The organism is Streptomyces araujoniae, from assembly GCF_050871195.1.
Classification (GTDB): domain Bacteria; phylum Actinomycetota; class Actinomycetes; order Streptomycetales; family Streptomycetaceae; genus Streptomyces; species Streptomyces bacillaris.
In genome coordinates this window covers 2,531,063-2,549,297 of record NZ_CP194070.1, presented here as the reverse complement: position 1 = coordinate 2,549,297, position 18,235 = coordinate 2,531,063, and the positions used below count along the sequence as shown (strand labels likewise).

Annotated in this window: 14 protein-coding genes and 1 tRNA gene; 8 read left to right on the top strand and 7 right to left on the bottom strand. The window is 71.1% G+C overall.

Features of this window, described 5'->3' with window-relative positions; translation table 11 throughout:
* Positions 1-10: 10 nt before the first annotated feature.
* A complete protein-coding gene (gene aspT / locus ACQ9ZG_RS10765) occupies positions 11-1,687 on the bottom strand; it encodes an aspartate-alanine antiporter (protein WP_109917409.1) in 1,677 nt (558 codons plus the stop codon).
* Between the two features lie 379 nt (positions 1,688-2,066).
* Between aspT and ACQ9ZG_RS10760 the strand changes: the two genes are divergently transcribed.
* The 7 genes from ACQ9ZG_RS10760 to ACQ9ZG_RS10730 all read left to right on the top strand — a co-directional run bounded on the left by ACQ9ZG_RS10760 (position 2,067) and on the right by ACQ9ZG_RS10730 (position 11,283).
* Positions 2,067-3,392, top strand: coding sequence for an ABC transporter substrate-binding protein (locus ACQ9ZG_RS10760; RefSeq protein WP_028418450.1), 1,326 nt, complete (start codon positions 2,067-2,069; stop codon positions 3,390-3,392).
* A gap of 97 nt (positions 3,393-3,489) precedes the next feature.
* Complete coding sequence (locus ACQ9ZG_RS10755) at positions 3,490-4,512, top strand: carbohydrate ABC transporter permease (protein WP_028418451.1); 1,023 nt, start codon at positions 3,490-3,492, stop codon at positions 4,510-4,512.
* Positions 4,509-5,429, top strand: a complete 921-nt coding sequence (locus ACQ9ZG_RS10750) for a carbohydrate ABC transporter permease (protein WP_084995426.1) — start codon at positions 4,509-4,511, stop codon at positions 5,427-5,429. Before ACQ9ZG_RS10755 ends, ACQ9ZG_RS10750 begins: the two co-directional genes overlap by 4 nt.
* Positions 5,430-5,498: 69 nt before the next feature.
* Positions 5,499-6,962 carry a GH1 family beta-glucosidase gene (locus tag ACQ9ZG_RS10745; RefSeq protein WP_109917408.1) on the top strand — a complete coding sequence of 488 codons (1,464 nt, stop codon included), beginning with the start codon at positions 5,499-5,501 and terminating at the stop codon, positions 6,960-6,962.
* A gap of 202 nt (positions 6,963-7,164) precedes the next feature.
* On the top strand, positions 7,165-8,196 hold the full coding sequence (locus ACQ9ZG_RS10740) for a LacI family DNA-binding transcriptional regulator (RefSeq protein ID WP_109917407.1): 1,032 nt from the start codon (positions 7,165-7,167) through the stop codon (positions 8,194-8,196).
* Between the two features lie 166 nt (positions 8,197-8,362).
* Entirely contained in the window at positions 8,363-10,468 is a 2,106-nt protein-coding gene (locus ACQ9ZG_RS10735) for a TerD family protein (protein ID WP_499281589.1), read from the top strand.
* Between the two features lie 224 nt (positions 10,469-10,692).
* The gene (locus ACQ9ZG_RS10730) at positions 10,693-11,283 is read left to right on the top strand and encodes a lytic polysaccharide monooxygenase auxiliary activity family 9 protein (protein WP_109916379.1); all 591 of its coding nucleotides are present in this window, start codon (positions 10,693-10,695) and stop codon (positions 11,281-11,283) included.
* Positions 11,284-11,387: 104 nt separating this feature from the next.
* On the opposite strand, the gene ACQ9ZG_RS10725 is transcribed toward ACQ9ZG_RS10730, so the two are convergent.
* From ACQ9ZG_RS10725 to ACQ9ZG_RS10715, 3 genes are all read right to left on the bottom strand, one after another.
* Positions 11,388-11,460, bottom strand: a tRNA-His gene (locus ACQ9ZG_RS10725).
* An 87-nt stretch (positions 11,461-11,547) separates the two neighbouring features.
* Positions 11,548-12,186 carry an oligoribonuclease gene (orn, locus tag ACQ9ZG_RS10720; RefSeq protein WP_026237672.1) on the bottom strand — a complete coding sequence of 213 codons (639 nt, stop codon included), beginning with the start codon at positions 12,184-12,186 and terminating at the stop codon, positions 11,548-11,550.
* A 10-nt stretch (positions 12,187-12,196) separates the two neighbouring features.
* Positions 12,197-13,417: a helix-turn-helix domain-containing protein gene (locus tag ACQ9ZG_RS10715; protein WP_028418456.1), complete on the bottom strand. Its 1,221-nt coding sequence runs from the start codon at positions 13,415-13,417 to the stop codon at positions 12,197-12,199.
* A 902-nt stretch (positions 13,418-14,319) separates the two neighbouring features.
* Between ACQ9ZG_RS10715 and ACQ9ZG_RS10710 the strand changes: the two genes are divergently transcribed.
* The gene (locus ACQ9ZG_RS10710) at positions 14,320-14,841 is read left to right on the top strand and encodes a universal stress protein (protein ID WP_026237673.1); all 522 of its coding nucleotides are present in this window, start codon (positions 14,320-14,322) and stop codon (positions 14,839-14,841) included.
* A 168-nt stretch (positions 14,842-15,009) separates the two neighbouring features.
* Here ACQ9ZG_RS10710 and glmS read toward each other — a convergent pair whose 3' ends face one another.
* The 3 genes from glmS to ACQ9ZG_RS10695 form a co-directional block, all read right to left on the bottom strand.
* Positions 15,010-16,839 carry a glutamine--fructose-6-phosphate transaminase (isomerizing) gene (gene glmS, locus ACQ9ZG_RS10705; protein ID WP_084995438.1) on the bottom strand — a complete coding sequence of 610 codons (1,830 nt, stop codon included), beginning with the start codon at positions 16,837-16,839 and terminating at the stop codon, positions 15,010-15,012.
* Between the two features lie 79 nt (positions 16,840-16,918).
* Positions 16,919-17,194 (bottom strand): hypothetical protein, encoded by a 276-nt coding sequence (locus tag ACQ9ZG_RS10700; protein WP_018488852.1) that lies wholly within the window; start codon positions 17,192-17,194, stop codon positions 16,919-16,921.
* A 97-nt stretch (positions 17,195-17,291) separates the two neighbouring features.
* On the bottom strand, positions 17,292-18,185 hold the full coding sequence (locus ACQ9ZG_RS10695) for a DUF4429 domain-containing protein (RefSeq protein WP_499280371.1): 894 nt from the start codon (positions 18,183-18,185) through the stop codon (positions 17,292-17,294).
* Positions 18,186-18,235: the final 50 nt, after the last annotated feature.

Genomic DNA, 18,235 nt, shown 5'->3' with positions numbered 1-18,235 from the left:
CCCGCCCCTCTCAGGCCCCGAGGACGCCGACGAGGATCGGCCCGGTCAGCGGCAGCAGGAAGTTGGAGAGCGTGTACGTGATCGTGTAGCCGAGCAGCGGGACGGAGCTCTGGGCCACCTGGGTGATGGAGGTGATCGCCGGGGTCGAGCACTGCTGTCCGGCGATGGCACCGATGAGCAGCGGCTTCTCGATCTTCAGCAGCTTCCGCCCGACGATCAGCGAGATCGTCGCGGGCACCAGGACCATGGCGATCCCGGCGAACGGCAGCAGCGCCCCGTACTCCTTGAGCAGGGGCCAGGCCTGCGGCCCCGCCGCCAGTCCCGTACAGGCGATGAAGACGGCCAGGCCCATGTCCTTCAGGGTGGTCGCGGCTTGCGGCGGGAAGGCGCCGAAGGTCTGCTTGCGGGAGCGGAACCAGCCGAAGACCAGCCCGGAGATGAGGCAGCCGCCGCCGGTGCCGAGCGACATCGGGACATCCCCGAGCTTGACCACGATCTGGCCGAGCAGGGAGCCCGCGACGATGCCGAAGCCGATGTAGACGAAGTCGGTGGAGTCGTTCTTGACCACCGCGCCGATCTTGGCGACCAGCCGGTTCAGCCCGCCGCGCGCGCCGACCAGGGTGAGGACGTCGCCGCGTTGGAGGACGGTCTCCGCGCTGGCGGGGAGGTGCTGGTCGTTGCGGAGGACGTCGGTGATGTAGACGCCGTCCTCGCGGAACTCCGGGTGGTTCTTCTCCAGCCGGTCGATGGACGAACCGGCGGTCGCCTTCTCGGTGACGGCGACCTGGCTGGTGGCCAGCGGGGTGTCGAGTCCCGGGATGGCCGGGGTCTCCGGGCCGATCTCCCGGCCCGCCTCGATGATCGCGGAGCGCCGGCCGACGATCTGGACCAGGTCGCTGAGGGTCAGCTCCAGCTCGGGGGAGGGCGTCAGCAGCTTGCTGCCGCGCTTGACCCCCTCGACCGTGATGTGCCCGCCGAACGCGACCTCCAGCTCCCCGACCGTACGTCCGTCGGCGAGCGTCACCAGGTAGGTGCGGCCGACCGTGCCGGGCAGCGCCTCACGCTCGTCGGACTCCAGCCCGGACTGACCGCCGCGCATCTTCTCCCACAGCTCACGCGAGGCGTCGGCCAGGTTGATGCGGAGGAGCATCGGCATGATCTGGCTGGTGAAGAGGACGATGGTGATCAGGCCGAACAGGTAGCAGACCGTGTAGGCGGTCGCCACGTGACCCTGGTACTGGGTGATCTGCTCGGAGGTCAGATCGCTCAGCTTGCCGATCGCCTCGGTGGCCGTGCCCACGACGGCGGACTCGGTGGCCGCCCCGGCGAGGATCCCGGCCGCCGTGCCGACGTCCAGGTCGAAGGCCTTGGCGAGCCCGTAGGCGATCCCGAGGACACAGACCAGTTCGATGAAGCAGAGCGTGAAGAACCGCAGGCTGGAGCGGTTGAGGTTGGCGAAGAACTGCGGCCCGGCCATATAGCCGAGCGAGAAGATGAAGAGCGCGAAGAAGACGGTCTTGACGTCGTCGTCGACGCTGACGTGCCGGGTGCCGATCAGCAGCGACACGATCAGCGTGCCGCAGATGCCGCCCAGCGTGATCGGGCCGACGCGGAGCTTGCCGACGAGATAGCCGGCCGCGAGACAGAAGAAGAGGGCCAGTTCGGGATGGTCACGCAGAACGCCCATCCCGCCTCACTCAGCATGTTCGGTCATAGGTGACATAAGGGCGAAATTAACAGGGGCACCCCGGCCCGGCACCTCGCCCGCGGCCGGCCGGGGCTTCTCACGTGCGCGTTCATCTCTCGACGCCCGGACCGGGCGGGAGCCCCCGCGTGACGTCCCGGACATCCCTCGGCAACGGAATCGTCTTCAACTCTTGACACCCACCCCCTTGAGGAAGGAACCTTCCGGCATCGGCGCATGGGAGCGCTCCCACACTTCGGGGGGTGGCGGTCCCGCGCGCCTCCTCCCGTCCTTCCGAGGACCTCCCGCAGAGGACCTCCAGCCCCCCGCACACCCCCCGCAGAACCATCCCGCAGAACTTCCCGGAACAAGGAGCAGTGGAATGCGCATCACCCGCAGCGTCGCCGGCCGGCGCCGGAGAACCGCGATCGTGGCCACCACCGGTCTGACGGTCACCGCCTTGCTGCTCACCGGCTGCGGCGGCTCGTCCGACTCGGGCAGCAAGGGCGCGGACGCCGACGGCAACATCACCCTGACCGTGGCCGACTTCGGCCAGTTCGGGTACAAGGAGGCCGGGCTCTTCGAGAAGTACCACGAGCTGAACCCGAAGATCACGGTCAAGGAGGACACCACCGCCGAGGAGAAGAACTACTACCCGAAGCTGCTCCAGCAGCTGAACTCGGGCAGTGGCCTCGCGGATGTCCAGGGCATCGAGGTCGGCCGGATCAAGGAGATCGTCGACACCAAGGCCGACTCCTTCACCGACCTCTCCAAGGCGATCGACGTCGGCCAGTGGGTCTCCTGGAAGGCCAAGCAGGCCACCGCCCCCAGCGGCGCGGTGATCGGCGCGGGCACCGACATCGGCCCGATGTCCCTCTGCTACAACCGCGAGCTGTTCGAGAAGGCCGGTCTGCCCACCGACCGCGCCGAGGTCGCCAAGCGGATGTCCGGCGGCTGGGAGGACTACCTGGCGCTGGGCGAGGAGTACAAGAAGAAGGCGCCCGCGGGCACGTTCTTCATGGACTCCGCCAGCGCCATGTTCAACGCGGTCGTCAGCTCCAGCCCCGAGCAGTACTACGACGCGAGCGGCAAGCCGGTCTACAAGGAGAGCGCTAGCGTCCAGAAGGGCTGGGACCTCGCCGCCGAGGCCGCGTCCAAGAAGCTGACGCAGGGCCTGGCCCAGTTCGAGGACCAGTGGCAGGCGGCCCTGCGCAAGAGCACCATCGCCACCATCGTCTGCCCGGCCTGGATGGCCGGCCAGATCTCCACGTACGCCGGTGACGCCAACCAGGGCAAGTGGGACATCACCACCGCCCCCGGCGGCACCTCCGCCAACTGGGGCGGCTCCTTCCTCGCCGTACCCAAGTCCGGGAAGAACGTGGAGGAGGCCACCAAGCTGGTGAAGTGGCTGACCGCGCCCGAGCAGCAGGCCGCCGTCTTCAAGGCGATCGGGGTCTTCCCGTCCAACCAGGGCGCCTACGAGCTGCCGGACGTGAAGAGCGCCACCCTGCCGTACTTCAACAACGCCCCCATCGGCCAGATCTACGCGGACGGGGCGAAGTCCATCCCCGAGGCGGTCCTCGGCCCGAAGGACGGCGTGATCAAGGACTCGATCTCCACGCAGATCAACAACATGGAGCAGCGCGGGACGAAGCCGGACGCGGCGTGGGACGCGGCGGTCCGCACGGTCGACAAGGCGATCGGCTGAGCCTGACCGCCTCCGGGCCGGGGCGGGCGGGCGAACCCTGCCGCGCCCGCCCGCCCCGCCCGTCCACCACCGCACCTCCAGGGAAGGACCCCCGACCGTGGCAACCTCGACCCCCACCCGGGACGCGCACGTACCGCCGCCCCGCCCACCGCAGAAGGAACCGCCGTCCGGGCGGCGGCAGTTGTGGCGCAGCCGGCTGTGGCGGTTCGACGACAAGGCCTCCCCGTACGCCTACATCGCCCCGTTCTTCCTGGTCTTCGGGGCCTTCGGTCTCTACCCGCTCCTCTATACCGGCTGGATCGCCCTGCACCGGGTCTCGATGACCGGGCTGGACACCATGGAGTGGGTGGGGTGGGAGAACTTCGACAAGATCCTGCACGACCCGGAGTTCTGGACCTCGGTCAGCAACACCTTCCTGATCGGCGTCATCTCGACCGTCCCGCAGCTCCTGATGGCGCTGGGCCTGGCCCACCTGCTCAACTACCGGCTGCGCGCCAGCACGTTCTGGCGCACGATCATCCTCACGCCGTACGCGACATCCGTCGCCTCCGCCGCCCTCGTCTTCGCCCTGGTCTTCCGGGCGGACGGCGGACTGCTCAACTGGACGCTCGGCCTGGTCGGCTTCGACCCGGTCAACTGGGCCAACGGGCACTGGACTTCGAAGCTCGCGATCTCCATCATCGTGATCTGGCGGTGGACCGGCTACAACGCGCTGATCTACCTGGCGGCCATGCAGGCCGTCCCCAACGACCTCTACGAAGCCGCCTCGTTGGACGGCGCCTCGCGCTGGCAGCAGTTCCTCAAGGTGACCATCCCCTCGCTGCGCCCCACGATCCTCTTCACCATCGTCATCTCGACCATCGGGTCCATGCAGCTGTTCGGTGAACCGCTGCTGCTGGAGGGCGGCGCGCTCGGCGCCACCGGCGGCAACGAGAACCAGTACGAGACGCTCAGCATCTACCTCTACAACTACGGCTGGAACCTCGGACATCTGGGCCCGGCGGCCGCCGTCGCCTGGGCGATGCTCGCGCTGCTGCTCCTCATCGCGGCCGTCAACTGGCTCATCGGCCGCGCCGCCCGCTCGTCCGACTCCGCGGTCCGAACGGGAGCGACCCGATGACCCTGACCAGCCCCACCCCCACCGCCCCCGTGAAGCGCGCACCGGCCCCGAGGAGCACCGGGCCCGCCCGCCCGAGCCGCTTCCGGATGGGGGCCGGCCAGCAGCTGAAGGGCGGCCCGTTCGCCTACCTCGCGCTCGCCGTCGTCGGCTTCGGCTCGCTGCTCCCGCTCTACTGGACGCTGGTGGCGGCCTCCCGCACCCAGGACGAGGTCCTCGCCTCCACGCCGCCGTTCCTGCCCGGCGGCAAGCTGGTGGAGAACCTCCAGACGGCCTGGGAGCAGGCCAACCTCGGCAAGGCGATCGTCAACAGCGTCATCGTCTCGTCGTCCATCACGGCGGCCACGCTCTTCTTCTGCACGCTCGCCGGGTACGCGTTCGCCAAGATGCGCTTCCGCGGCCGGGGTTGGCTGATGACCGCCGTCATCGCCACGCTCACGATCCCGCCGCAGCTCAGCGTGGTGCCGCTCTTCATGATGATGTCCGGCCTCGGCTGGGGCGGCCAGCTCGAATCGGTGATCTTCCCGACGCTGGTGAGCGCGTTCGGCGTGTTCTTCATGCGTCAGTACCTCATCGAGGCGCTGCCGTACGAACTCATCGAGGCGGCCAAGATCGACGGGGCGAACAACTTCCGCATCGTGGTGAGCGTGGTGCTGCCGGTGGCCCGCCCCGCGATGATGGTGCTCGGGATGCTCACCTTCGTCCAGGCGTGGAACGACTTCTTCTGGCCCTACCTCGCCCTCAACCAGCAGAACCCGACCCTGCAGGTGGCGCTCGGCCAGCTCAGCGCCTCGTACACCCCCGACCAGTCCATCGTCATGGCGGGCGCGCTGATCAGCACGCTGCCGCTGCTGGTGGTCTTCGTGGTCTTCGGCAAGAAGATCGTGGGCGGGATCATGTCGGGCGCGGTCAAGGGCTGACCCCGCCGGGCCGCAGTGGCCCCCCTCCTCTCCACTCCACCCCATCACCCCCTTTGGGAGCGCTCCCACATGACAGCAGTACGACCGGACACGGTCCCGCAGCCGGCCACGGCCCCCGCCGCCCCCGCCCCCTTCCCCACGGGCTTCGTCTGGGGCGCCGCCACGGCCGCGTACCAGGTGGAAGGGGCGGCCGCCGAGAACGGCCGCACCCCCTCGATCTGGGACACCTTCAGCCACACCCCCGGCAAGGTCCTGAACGGCGACACCGGGGACGTGGCCGCCGACCACTTCCACCGCTACCGCGACGACGTCGCCCTGATGAAGCGCCTCGGCCTCAAGGCGTACCGCTTCTCCGTCTCCTGGTCCCGCGTCCAGCCCACCGGCCGGGGCCCGGCCGTCGAACGCGGCCTGGACTTCTACCGCGCGCTCGTCGACGAACTCCTGGAGGCGGGCATCGAGCCCGTCGCCACGCTCTACCACTGGGACCTGCCCCAGGAACTGGAGGACGCGGGCGGCTGGCCCGAGCGGGCCACGGCCGAGCGGTTCGCCGACTACGCGGCCATCATGGCCCGCGCGCTGGGCGACCGGGTCGGCACGTGGACGACGCTCAACGAGCCCTGGTGCACGGCCTTCCTCGGATACGGCTCCGGGGTCCACGCCCCCGGCCGCACCGAACCGGCCGCCGCCCTGCGGGCCGCCCACCACCTCAACCTGGCCCACGGACGGGCGACCGAGGCTCTGCGCACCCACCTCCCCGCTGCCGCGCGGACCTCGGTCACCCTCAACCTCCACCAGGTCCGCCCGCTCACCGGCAGCGCGGCCGACGCGGACGCGGCGCGCCGGATCGACGCGGTCGGCAACCGGATCTTCACGGGTCCGATGCTGCGGGGCGCGTACCCGGAGGACCTGCTCAGGGACACGGAGCGCCTGGTGGACTGGTCGGCGCTGGTCCACGACGGCGACGTCAACGCCATCGCCCGCCCGCTCGACGTCCTGGGCATCAACTACTACACGCCCACGATCGTCTCCACGCCCGCCGACGGCACCGGCGACACCCGCAACGACGGCCACGGCAGCAGCGACCACTCCCCGTGGCCCGGCTCGGAGCACGTCGCCTTCCATCTGGCCGAGGGCAAGCCGCGTACGGCGATGAACTGGTCGGTCGACCCGAACGGCCTGCACGCCCTCCTCATGGACGTCGCCCGCGAGAACCCGGGGCTGCCGCTGATGGTCACCGAGAACGGCGCGGCCTTCGAGGACACGGTCGACGCCGAGGGCCGGGTCCACGACCCGGAGCGGATCGCGTATCTGCACGGCCATCTCGCCGCCGTGCAGCGGGCGATCGCGGACGGGGTGGACGTGCGCGGCTACTTCCTCTGGTCGCTGATGGACAACTTCGAGTGGGGGTACGGCTACGCGAAGCGGTTCGGGGCGGTCCACATCGACTACGCGACCCAGCGCCGTACGCCGAAGTCCAGCGCGCACTGGTACAGCGAGGTGATCGCCCGCCACGGCCTGCCGGCCGAGGCCTGACCCGTACGGAACCTCTGCCCGTACGGAATCCCCGACCGCAGGGAACAGCGGACCCCGGCCACTCCCCGGCCGGGGTCCGCGCCCGTCACCGATCTCTGGGAGCGCTCCCAATACACTGTCCGTACGCTCGTCGGGGTGATCGGTCCCGGACTTGGATTGACTGTACGGCTGTGAGAAATTGACCGGGAACGGGGAGGCGGCCATGGCGGCAGGGCGGGAACGGAACGGCGGGCGGCCCACGCTCGAAGAGGTCGCGGCCCGGGCGGGCGTCGGCCGGGGCACCGCCTCCCGGGTCATCAACGGCTCGCCCCGGGTCAGCGAGGCGACCCGCGAGGCGGTCGAGGCTGCCGTGGCGGAGCTGGGCTACGTCCCCAACCGCGCCGCCCGCGCCCTCGCCGGGAACCGCACGGACGCCATCGCGCTGGTGGTGCCGGAGCCGGAGACCCGGTTCTTCGCGGAGCCGTACTTCTCCGCCATCGTGCGCGGCGTGGGCGCGGCCCTGGCCGACACGGAGATGCAGCTCCTCCTCACCCTGGCGGGCAACGACCGCGAGCGCCGCCGGCTGGCCCAGTATCTGACCGCGCACCGGGTGGACGGCGTCCTGCTGGTGGCCGTGCACGCGGACGACCCGCTGCCGGAGCTGCTGGAACAGCTCGGGATGCCCTGCGTGATCAGCGGTGCGCGCCATGCGGCCGAGCCCCTCGCCTCGGTCGACTCGGACAACTTCGAGGGCGCGCGGGCGGCCGTCGAGCACCTGGTCTCCCGGGGCCGCCGCCGGGTCGCCACGATCACCGGCCGCCTGGAGGTCTACGGTGCCCAGCGCCGCCTGGACGGCTACCGCGCGGCCCTTGCCACCGCCGGGCTGCCTCCGGACGAGCGCCTGATCGCCCCCGCCGACTTCACCGAGGAGGGCGGCGCCCGGGCGATGCGCGAACTCCTGGCCCGCCGCCCCGACCTGGACGCGGTCTTCGCCGCCTCCGACGTGATGGCGGCCGGCGCCCGCCAGGTCCTGCGCGAGGCGGACCGCCGCATCCCCGACGACGTGGCCCTGATCGGCTTCGACGACTCGGTGGTCGCCCGCCATATGCACCCGCCCCTCACCAGCGTCCGCCAGCCGATCGAGGAGATGGGCCGCCGCATGGCCGAACTCCTGCTGGAGGAGATCGCGGGCCGCTCCGGCGAACGGCCGACGGTGGTGCTCCCGACGGAGCTGGTGGTCCGCGACTCGTCGTGAGAACCGGCGGCCGTGCCTCCGGATTTCACCAGTTCTTCACGCGCCCGTGTTCCGGCGACTACTGTTCGCGAAGTACGGCGATTGTGTGACGCACCACACACGTCACGCAGCGAGCTGCCCGGGTGCGTTCCGTGCGGCGGTGCATCTGGGGGGCCTCGTGCACGAGATGGTCAAGGGCGCCAACGTCGGACTCACGGCGCTGAGCGAGAACGTCGGCTCGGTCGTGGTGGGCCTGGGCTGGAGCAGCGCCACGGGGGAGGGCGACGCCGATGTCTCGGTCCTCCTGCTCGACGGTGACGGCAAGGTCCGCAGCGACGGCGACTTCTGCTTCTACAACAACCCCGTGGCGGGCAACGGAAGCGTGCAGCTGCTCGGCAAGACCCCGACGGCCGACGGCAGCGAGGACCGGATCAGCTTCGATCTGGACGCCGTGCCGCAGGAGATCGACAAGGTGGTCGTCGCCGCCAGCCGCTACGGCGGATCCCGCTTCGGCGAGCTGGACGACCTGCGTCTGACCCTCGCCGACAGCGCGGGCGACGGCCTGGTCCGGTTCGCCGTCGACGGGGCGGACGAGGTCAGCGCGGTGATCTTCGGCGAGCTGTACCGGCGCTCGGGGGAGTGGAAGTTCCGTGCCGTGGGCCAGGGTTACGCCTCGGGGCTCGCCGGGCTGGCGACCGACTACGGCGTCGACATCGACGACACGGAGGAGGAGGACCCCCCGGAGCCCGCGGACCGTGCGGAGGCGGCGGACCGTGCGGAGGCCGCGGACCTCGCGGAGGACGGCCGGCCGGAGCCCGGCATGCCCGCCCACGAGCCGCCGAGGCCGGAGGAGCCGCCGGGGGAGTCCCCCGTGTCGCGGGTCCCCGCCCAGGCCACCGGCCCCCGGGTGGACGGCACCCCCGAGCCCCCGGCCCCGGAGCGGCCCGCCGCGCCCAGGCCCGCACGCCGTCCCCGTACGGCCAAGAAGAAGGTCACCCTCCCCCGGACCACCAGGAAGAGCCTGGCCGACAACGAATCGTGGCGGGCGGCCCGGCTGTTCCCCGTCCCCGCGCTCAAGAGCGACCGGGAGCGCGAGACGCGGGCCACCTCCGTCGTCCTCTCGGTGATGGCCCAGGTGCCGGAGTTCGGCCGCCGCCTCACCGCCGGGTTCGGCGCACCGGCCGGCCGGATGGAGACGTACACCGAAGTGACCCTGCCGCACGGGGAGTCGCCCCGGCGCCCGGACGGGGTGATCCGCGTCGAGCGGGCGGGCAAGCTGTGGACCGCGCTCGTCGAGACCAAGACCAACGGCAACGCGCTCAAGCCCGACCAGGTGCAGGGCTACATGGACATCGCCGCCCGGCGGGGCTACGAGGCCGTGATCACGCTCTCCAACGACGTGGCGCTGGAGGGCAGTCCGCTCGTCGACGTACGGATCGACGGCCGGCGCAAGCACAAGGTGGCCCTGTGGCACCTGTCCTGGGCCGAGGTCGTGCACCAGGCCCAGCTGCTGATCCGCCACGAGGGCGTCGGCAACGCGGCCCACGCCTGGCTGCTCCAGGAACTGCTGCACTACCTCCAGCACGAGAACTCCGGCTGCCACGGCTTCCAGAACATGGGGGCGGCCTGGGTCCCGGTGCGCCGGGGGATCGACGACGAGACCCTCTGCCAGGGCGACGCCCGGGCGCTGGAGGTCATCGAGAACTGGGAGCGCCTGGTCCGCCAGGTCTGCCTGCGGCTGGGCGGCGAGCTGGGGCAGAAGGTCCTGCCGGTCCGGCGCACCCGGCGCGGCTCCGACCCGCGCGCCCTGCGGACCGAGCTGGCCGACCACCTCTGCGAGCAGGGGCGGCTGAACGCCGAGCTGAGGATCGAGGGCACGCCGGGGGTCCTGGCGATCACCGCCGACCTGCGCACCGGCAGGCTCCGGACGTCGATCGAGGTCCCGGACGCCGAGCCGGGCTACCCCCTCAGCCGGGTCAAGCGGCTGATCCGCAGGCTCTCCGAGGCCCCCGCCGACCTGCACATCGAGACGCTCGTCGACGGCCAGGGCACGGGCCCGCGCGGCACGCTGGAGAGGCTGCGCCCGGAGCCCGCCGACATCGTGCCCAAGGACGGGGCGCAGATCACCGGCTTCCGGCTCTCCCTCTTCAAGAGCATGGGCAGCGGCCGGGGGAGCGCCGAGACCGGCTTCATCCGCAGCGTCGACCAGGCGGTCGACCGCTTCCACGCCCAGGTCGTCGCCCAGCTGGAGGCCCCGGCCCGCCGCTCCCGCAGCGCGGAGCCGACCGGCTGACCGGCGCCCCGCACCGTCACAACGGCCCCCGTCCCCGGACGGGGGCCGTCGCGCTGTCCCCGCCCTTCAGTGGTATGGACATGACCAAACGGCGGGGCTAGCCTCCTTCTTGGTCTAGACCAAGTGCGACGAGCCGTCGCCGGTCCGGCCGCGGGCCCCGGAAGATCCACGGACCCGCAGATTTCTCTGTCCGCAAGCTCCACCCCTCACCTCAGGAGCACCACATGCGCAGAAAGATCACCGCCTTACTCCTCGGCCTCGGCATCGCCGGGGCCTCCCTGTCGGCCACCTCCGGCAGCGCACAGAGCCACGGCTACACCGACTCGCCCGTTAGCCGTCAGCAGCTCTGCGGCAACGGGACCGTCCGCAACTGCGGGCAGATCCAGTGGGAGCCGCCGAGCGTCGAGGGCCCCAAGGGGTTCCCGGCCGCCGGGCCCCGGGACGGGCTGATCTGCGCCGGGGGCAACCAGCGGTTCGCCGAGCTGGACGACCCGCGCGGCGGGGCCTGGCCCGCCACCGCCGTACAGGCCGGGCAGAACCATACGTTCCGGTGGCGGATCACCGCGCGGCACGCCACGACGGACTTCCGCTACTACGTCACCAAGGACGGCTACGACCCGAAGAAGCCGCTCACGCGCGCCGATCTGGAGCCGCAGCCCTTCCTCACCGTGCCGTTCGGCGGACGGCTCCCCGACTCCACCGTCAGCCACGCGGGCGTCCTGCCGCAGAAGTCCGGCAAGCACCTGATCCTGGGCGTCTGGACCGTCTCGAACACCGGCAACGCCTTCTACGCCTGCTCCGACGTCACCTTCTGACCCGGCGATCCCCCGGGCGCCGAGCACCGCGTCCGGACGGGGGACCCGTAGGCGTACGGACATGAAGAAGGGCCCCGGTCCGAAGACCGGGGCCCTTCCCTCAGGGTGAGTAACGGGACTTGAACCCGCGACATCCTGGACCACAACCAGGTGCTCTACCATCTGAGCTATACCCACCATGTCGCCCGGTCGTTTCCGACCGGCCGAGAAAAAGTGTACAGGGTCCGGGAGGGTGCTCGCGCCACCGTTTCCCGGGGTCGGCCGTCAGCCGTTCGTACGGCCTTGACCAGGGGTTTCCCGGGGTGTGGCGGGGACCACATGGCGCGCCGCGATCTCCTTGGCGCGCTCCGAGTCCGGGCCGGGCTGCGGGACGAAGACCGCCTCCCGGTAGTACCGCAGCTCCGCGATGGATTCGCGGATGTCCGCCAGCGCCCGGTGGTTCCCGCTCTTGTCCGGGCTGTTGAAATACGCCCTCGGGTACCAGCGCCGGGCCAGCTCCTTGACCGAGGAGACGTCCACGATCCGGTAGTGGAGGTACCCCTCCAGCTGCTGCATGTCCCGGGCCAGGAACCCGCGGTCGGTGGAGACCGAGTTCCCGCAGAGCGGAGCCTTGCCGGGCTCCTTCACATGCTCACGGACGTACGCCAGCACCTGCTCCTCGGCGTCGGCCAGGGTGGTTCCCCCGGCCAGCTCGTCGAGGAGACCCGAGGTGGTGTGCATCTGCCGCACCACCTCGGGCATCGTCTCCAGGGCCGCGTCCGGCGGGCGGATCACGATGTCCACCCCTTCACCGAGCACGTTCAGCTCCGAGTCGGTGACCAGGGCGGCCACCTCGATCAGTGCGTCGTCGGCCAACGAGAGCCCGGTCATCTCGCAGTCGATCCACACCATGCGGTCGTTCATGCGCCCCACCCTACGGGGCACTCCGCTGTCCCGGCAGGGCCGGGCGCCCGGGAACGTACGCGTCGGGGACCGGCAGCGAGTGCTCCGGGGAGCCCGCCGACGCCGCGATGGAGACCGGAGCCGAGGAGCCCATCGGGGCACCCCTGCGGCCGGACGGCGAGCCCTGGCTGGGCACGACCGTCTCCAGCACCGTCGCGGCGCTCTCCGCCACCCCCTGCGGACGACGGGCCCGGTAGGCGGCCCGGTACGCGGCGGGGGAGGAGCCGAGCTGGCGGCGGAAGTGCCCGCGCAGCGCGACCGGTGAACGGAAGCCGCAGCGGCCGGCGACCTCGTCGACCGAGTAGTCGGAGGTCTCCAGCAGCCTCTGTGCCTGAAGCACCCGCTGGGTGATCAGCCACTGGAGCGGTGCGCTCCCCGTGAGCGAGCGGAACCTCCGGTCGAAGGTCCGCCTGCTCATGTAGGCGCGCGCCGCGAGCGTCTCCACGTCGAACTGCTCGTGCAGATGCTCCAGCGCCCAGGCCACGACCTCGGCGAGCGGGTCGGAGCCGATCTCTTCAGGTAAAGACCTGTCCAGGTAGCGCTCCTGTCCGCCACTGCGCCGCGGCGGTACGACGAGCCTGCGGGCGAGCGCGCCCGCCGCCTCGGTGCCGTGGTCGGTGCGGACTATATGGAGGCAGAGATCGATGCCGGCGGCCGTACCGGCGGAGGTCAGCACATCGCCGTCGTCCACGAAGAGTTCGCGCGGATCGACGTGCACCGACGGATAGCGCTTGGCCAGCGTCGGTGCGTACATCCAGTGCGTGGTGGCCGGTCGGCCGTCCAGCAGGCCGGCCGCCGCGAGCACGAAGGCTCCCGTGCACAGGCCGACGATGCGGGCGCCCTCCTCATGGGCGCGCCGCAGCGCGTCCAGTGCCTCGGCGGGCGGCGGCGAGGTGATCGACCGCCAGGCGGGCACCACCACGGTGCCTGCTCTGCTGATCGCCTCCAGGCCGTACGGCGTGGTCAGTTCGAGTCCACCCGTCGTGCGCAGCGGTCCGTCCTCGCCGCCGCAGACCAGCAGGCGGTAGCGGGGAACTCCCGCGTCCTGCCGGTCGATTCCGAAAACGGAGAGCGGGATGGAGCTCTCGAAGATAGGGCCGCCGCTGAAGAGCAGCACGGCAACGACTTCCCGGCGTCGCCGCCCGGTCAGCTTGCGTGCGGCCTCCGTCGCGGTGGCGGAGTCCTGGCTCATGACGCTAAGCCCCCCTCGGTGTTCGCGTCTCCCTGGTCCCTACGGGCCTGCCGCTCCTGCACGTTTCCCCTCGGTTTCGCACGTTTCCCCAGTCCCCGATTTTCAAGATCGAATCTACTGCGTCGCGTGGTCCCGCCGTGACACCTTCCCCCACCGGCGCTATGTCGATAAGGAAACGTGGCGTGAAGCGTTCGATCACGAAGCGTTCCACCCGTGAAGCGCACAGGGAAGTGCCCTTCGCGAAGGTGGCCCGTCCGCGTCGGGTGAAAGCGTACCGCGCGGTCTCTTCCTGCCTGGTGGGCGGTGGGCTCTCCGGCCATTCTGCTAAGGGTTCGGCCAGGATATGAAGTTGGCTGAAAACATGCGGTTGCGTGCGCGGGTTCCAGTCACGCCGGGCGCACAACTTCCGCCTGACGGCCGCCCCGGTGCGCTCCCTCGGGCCGGTGAAACGTGGCGCGTTCGGACCGCCGTGGCGGAACGGCGTGGGGTGAGGGGGTCCGGCCGGCCCCCGGGGCGACCGGAGCCGGATTACCGACCGCTGGGTCCGTGGCCGCCGGGCGCCCGGGGCGTGGGGCCGGGGCGCGCCCCTTCCGGTACGCGCCGCCCACGGGGCTCCAAGGGGCCGCGGACGGCCCGGAAAACAGGACGGCCGCCCTCGTCCCGCTTCCCGCCGAGGCCCGTGTACGACACATCCGGCATTGCCATACCGGACCGCCTCGTGCATGCTCCCTCCAGCGTCACGCGGGCTTTTGCGGCGGTCTGGGCAGTGGAGGAGTGACGCCGTACCCTTGGGGGTATGGGGTTGGGAAGATGCTTCCCGGACAGAGTTCACCGCCCGTAGACGCCCTCATGCACGTCGAAACCGTTCCCTCCTCACGAGGATTCTCTTCGCCGAGACACCGATGGCCGGTCACGAAATCCCTGAACCCGCAGACCGCAAGCAGGTAGCCGACCCCCGGTCGGAGCCGCGGACGGTCGAAGAAACGCGCCCTGCGTGCGATCCCGCCTTCCGGCACGGAGTCGTGGTCGGTTTCGACGGCTCCACCTCCAGCGAGCGGGCCCTCGCCTACGCGATCGGCATGGCCGGCAGGTCCGGCTCCGGCCTGATCATCGTCCACGTCGCCAACCGGCTCCCGACGACGGTCTGGGCCGGCTGCGAACCCCCCGTCTTCGTCGACGTCCCCGACCACCGCACCGAGGTCCTCGGCCTGGAGCTGGCCTGCGCGGACTACCTCTCCGAGGTCCCCTGGGTGCTGGTCGAGCGCGGCGGTGACATCTGCCACGAGCTGGAGGAGGTCGGCCGGGAGTACTCGGCCGACGCCATCGTCGTCGGCTCCACCCACGGCATCGTCGGCCGCATCTTCGGCTCGGTCGCGGGCCGCCTCGCCCGCCGCGCCCAGCGCCCGGTCGTCGTCATCCCCTGAGGGTGCCCCGGGGCGCCGCCGGGGAGTGCCGGGCCCCAACACCCGCCGGAAGTCCCCTGAGCGCCCCTGAGGCCCTGTCAAGAGCCTTTCCCCCGGCATGAGTCGGGCCCCGCACCGTCGTCGTCCAGCACGACGGTGCGGGGCCCGCTCCCGTTCCCGTACGGCCCGCTACTCGACCGTCACCGACTTCGCCAGGTTGCGCGGCTTGTCGATGTCCCGGCCCATCGCCAGGGCCGTGTGGTACGCGAAGAGCTGGAGCGGGATGCCCATCAGGATCGGGTCCAGCTCGTTCTCGTTCTTCGGTACGACGATGGTGTGGTCGGCCTTCTCCTGGACCTGGTGGGCCACGGCGAGGATGCGGCCGCTGCGCGCCTTGATCTCCTCCATGGCGGCCCGGTTCTTCTCCAGCAGATCGTCGTCCGGCACGATCGCCACCGTCGGCATCGCGGGCTCGATCAGCGCGAGCGGGCCGTGCTTCAGCTCGGAGGCGGGGTAGGCCTCGGCGTGGATGTACGAGACCTCCTTCAGCTTCAGCGACGCCTCGCGGGCCACCGGGTAGCCCCGCACCCGGCCGATGAACATCATCGACTTGGCGTCCGCGTACTCCGCCGCCAGCCGCTTGATCTCGTCCTCGTTCGCCAGGATCTCGCTGATCTGCTCCGGCAGCCGGCGCAGCCCGTCGATGATCCGCTTGCCGTCCGCGACCGAGAGGTCACGGATGCGGCCCAGGTGCAGGGCGAGCAGCGCGAAGGCGACCACGGTGTTGGTGAAGCACTTGGTGGAGACCACGCAGACCTCCGGGCCCGCGTGGACGTACGTACCGCCGTCGGCCTCCCGGGCGATGGCGGAACCGACCACGTTCACCACGCCCAGCACCCGCGCGCCCTTGCGCTTCAGCTCCTGGACGGCGGCGAGCACGTCGTACGTCTCGCCCGACTGGGAGACCGCCACGTACAGGGTGTCGGGGTCCACGACCGGGTTGCGGTAGCGGAACTCGGAGGCCGGCTCGGCGTCGGCGGGGATGCGGGCCAGCTCCTCGATCAGCTGGGCGCCGATCTGGCCCGCGTGGTACGAGGTGCCGCACCCGAGGATCTTGATCCGGCGGACCCCGCGCGCCTCACGGGCGTCCAGGTTGAGCCCGCCCAGGTGCACGGTGGAGAACCGGTCGTCGATCCGGCCGCGCAGCACGCGGTCCACGGCGTCGGCCTGCTCGGAGATCTCCTTGTGCATGTACGTGTCGTGGCCGCCCATGTCGTACGACTCGGCCTCCCACTCCACGGTGGTCGGCGTGGCCGTCGTGGTCGAGCCCTCCGTCGTGTACGTACGGAAGTCGTCGGCCTTCAGGGTGGCCATCTCGCCGTCGTCCAGCGTGACGACCTGGCGGGTGTGGGCGACCAGGGCGGCGACGTCGGAGGCGACGAACATCTCCTTCTCGCCGATGCCGAGGACGACCGGCGAGCCGTTGCGGGCCACCACGATCCGGTCGTTGAAGTCGGCGTGCAGCACGGCGATGCCGTACGTGCCCTCCACGTGGCGCAGCGCCTGGCGGACCTTCTCCTCCAGGGTGTCGGCCTGGGCCCGGGCGATCAGGTGGACCAGCACCTCGGTGTCGGTCTCGGAGAGGAAGACGACGCCGTCGGCGGTGAGCCTGGCGCGCAGCTCGGAGGCGTTGTCGATGATCCCGTTGTGGACGACGGCGACCTTGTTCTCCGCGTCCAGGTGCGGGTGGGCGTTCTCGTCGCTCGGGGCGCCGTGGGTGGCCCAGCGGGTGTGCGCGATGCCGGTGGTGCCCGCGAACCGCTTGGGGACCCTGGCCTCCAGCTCACGGACCCGGCCCTTGGCCTTGACCATCTTCAGCGTGCCCGGCTTGCCCGCCGCGGCCTTGCCGGTGATCACGATGCCCGCGGAGTCGTACCCCCGGTACTCCAGCCGCTGCAGCCCCTCCAGCAGCAGCGGTGCGACGTCACGCTTCCCGATATATCCGACGATCCCGCACATGGATTCTCTGCCCCTCCATCGACGTACACATTCCGTAACCGCTCGCGTCCGGCGCCCCGCACATGGGCGCCCGGCCCGCTCAGCCGTAGACGATGCGGCGCAGCTGGCGGAGCGAGAGCTCCGGCGGCGCCACGGCGCGGTGCGGCAGCTCGGCCGCGATCCGCTCGAAGATCTCCGTGTTGACTAGGCCGCCGGACTGCAGTTCGCGGTGGCGGCGCCGGACGAAGTCGTCGGTGCTCTCGTCGAAGTACGCCAGCACGTCGAGGACCACCCGGGCCGCCTCACCGCGCTGGAGCGCGGTGGAGCGGACGAGGTGGTCGATGAGGTCGTCGTGCGACGAGCGGCGTTCAAGCACCCGTCGATAGTGCGTGCCGGGGCGCGGTTGCGCAAGAAATCTGCCCGATGTCGGGCAGGATCGTCCGGGAAAGTGGTGCGAGCGGGTCACGCACCGGTCACATCCGGCTCAGGATCGCCTGCTTCGCCGTACTGAACTCCTCATCGGTGAGGACCCCGGCCCGGTGCAGCTCGCCCAGTTCCCGCAGCCGTCGCAGCAGCACGTCGTGGTCGTCGGCGGGCGGGGGCACGGGGGCGGCGGGGGGCTCGGGCGCCTTGGTGAGGGCAGGGGCCCCGGCGGGCCCGTCCAGCGCCGTACGGGCCTGCGGCAGCCGGGCCAGGACCGCCGCCGCGACCACGACCGCCGTGTACTCCTTCTTGGACAGCCCCCACAGATCCAGGGAGTACGTGTCGTACTTCGGCGGGGCCGAGACCGGCCCGTCCACCGGCTCGAACCGCAGGTAGCCGTTCTCCATGCCGATCGAGGGCAGCCAGCGCACCCCCGCGATCCGCGACAGCGGGAAGGACGCCGGGCCGCTCGCGGTCTTGGACTCCTCCGCCTTCCAGTTCCAGGTCAGCCGCACGGTCTCCCCGTCGAAGGAGGCCGTGCCGTCGCCGCCCCCGCCGGAGACCGGCAGCGCGGGCCCCGGCAGCAGGAAGCGGTCCACCGGCCCCTCGGGTACCTGCTCGATCAGCAGCGCGTTGCGGACCTCGTCCACGAAGTACTCCGCCACCCCGGTACGGTCCTTCTCGACCACCAGGACGTACGGGTCGGAGCCGTCCTTCAGCCTCCCGTCGGCGGCCCGCAGCACCGGGCAGGCGCCCCCGCGCAGCCGGAGCCGCAGCCGGCCGCCCTTGCGCTCCGGCTCGAACGAGATGCCCGCCAGTGCCTGCACGGGAACGGCCAGTTCACCCAGGGCCAGCCGGACCGGATGGGCCTTGCCCCCCGGCACGATGCGTACCGTCTCCCCGTCGAACGTCCACGTGCCGTCGCGCTGGATGATTTCTGCCATGTCCGCGATTCTGCCAGCCGCCTCCGGGGGACGCCCCTGGCCAGGGCGAC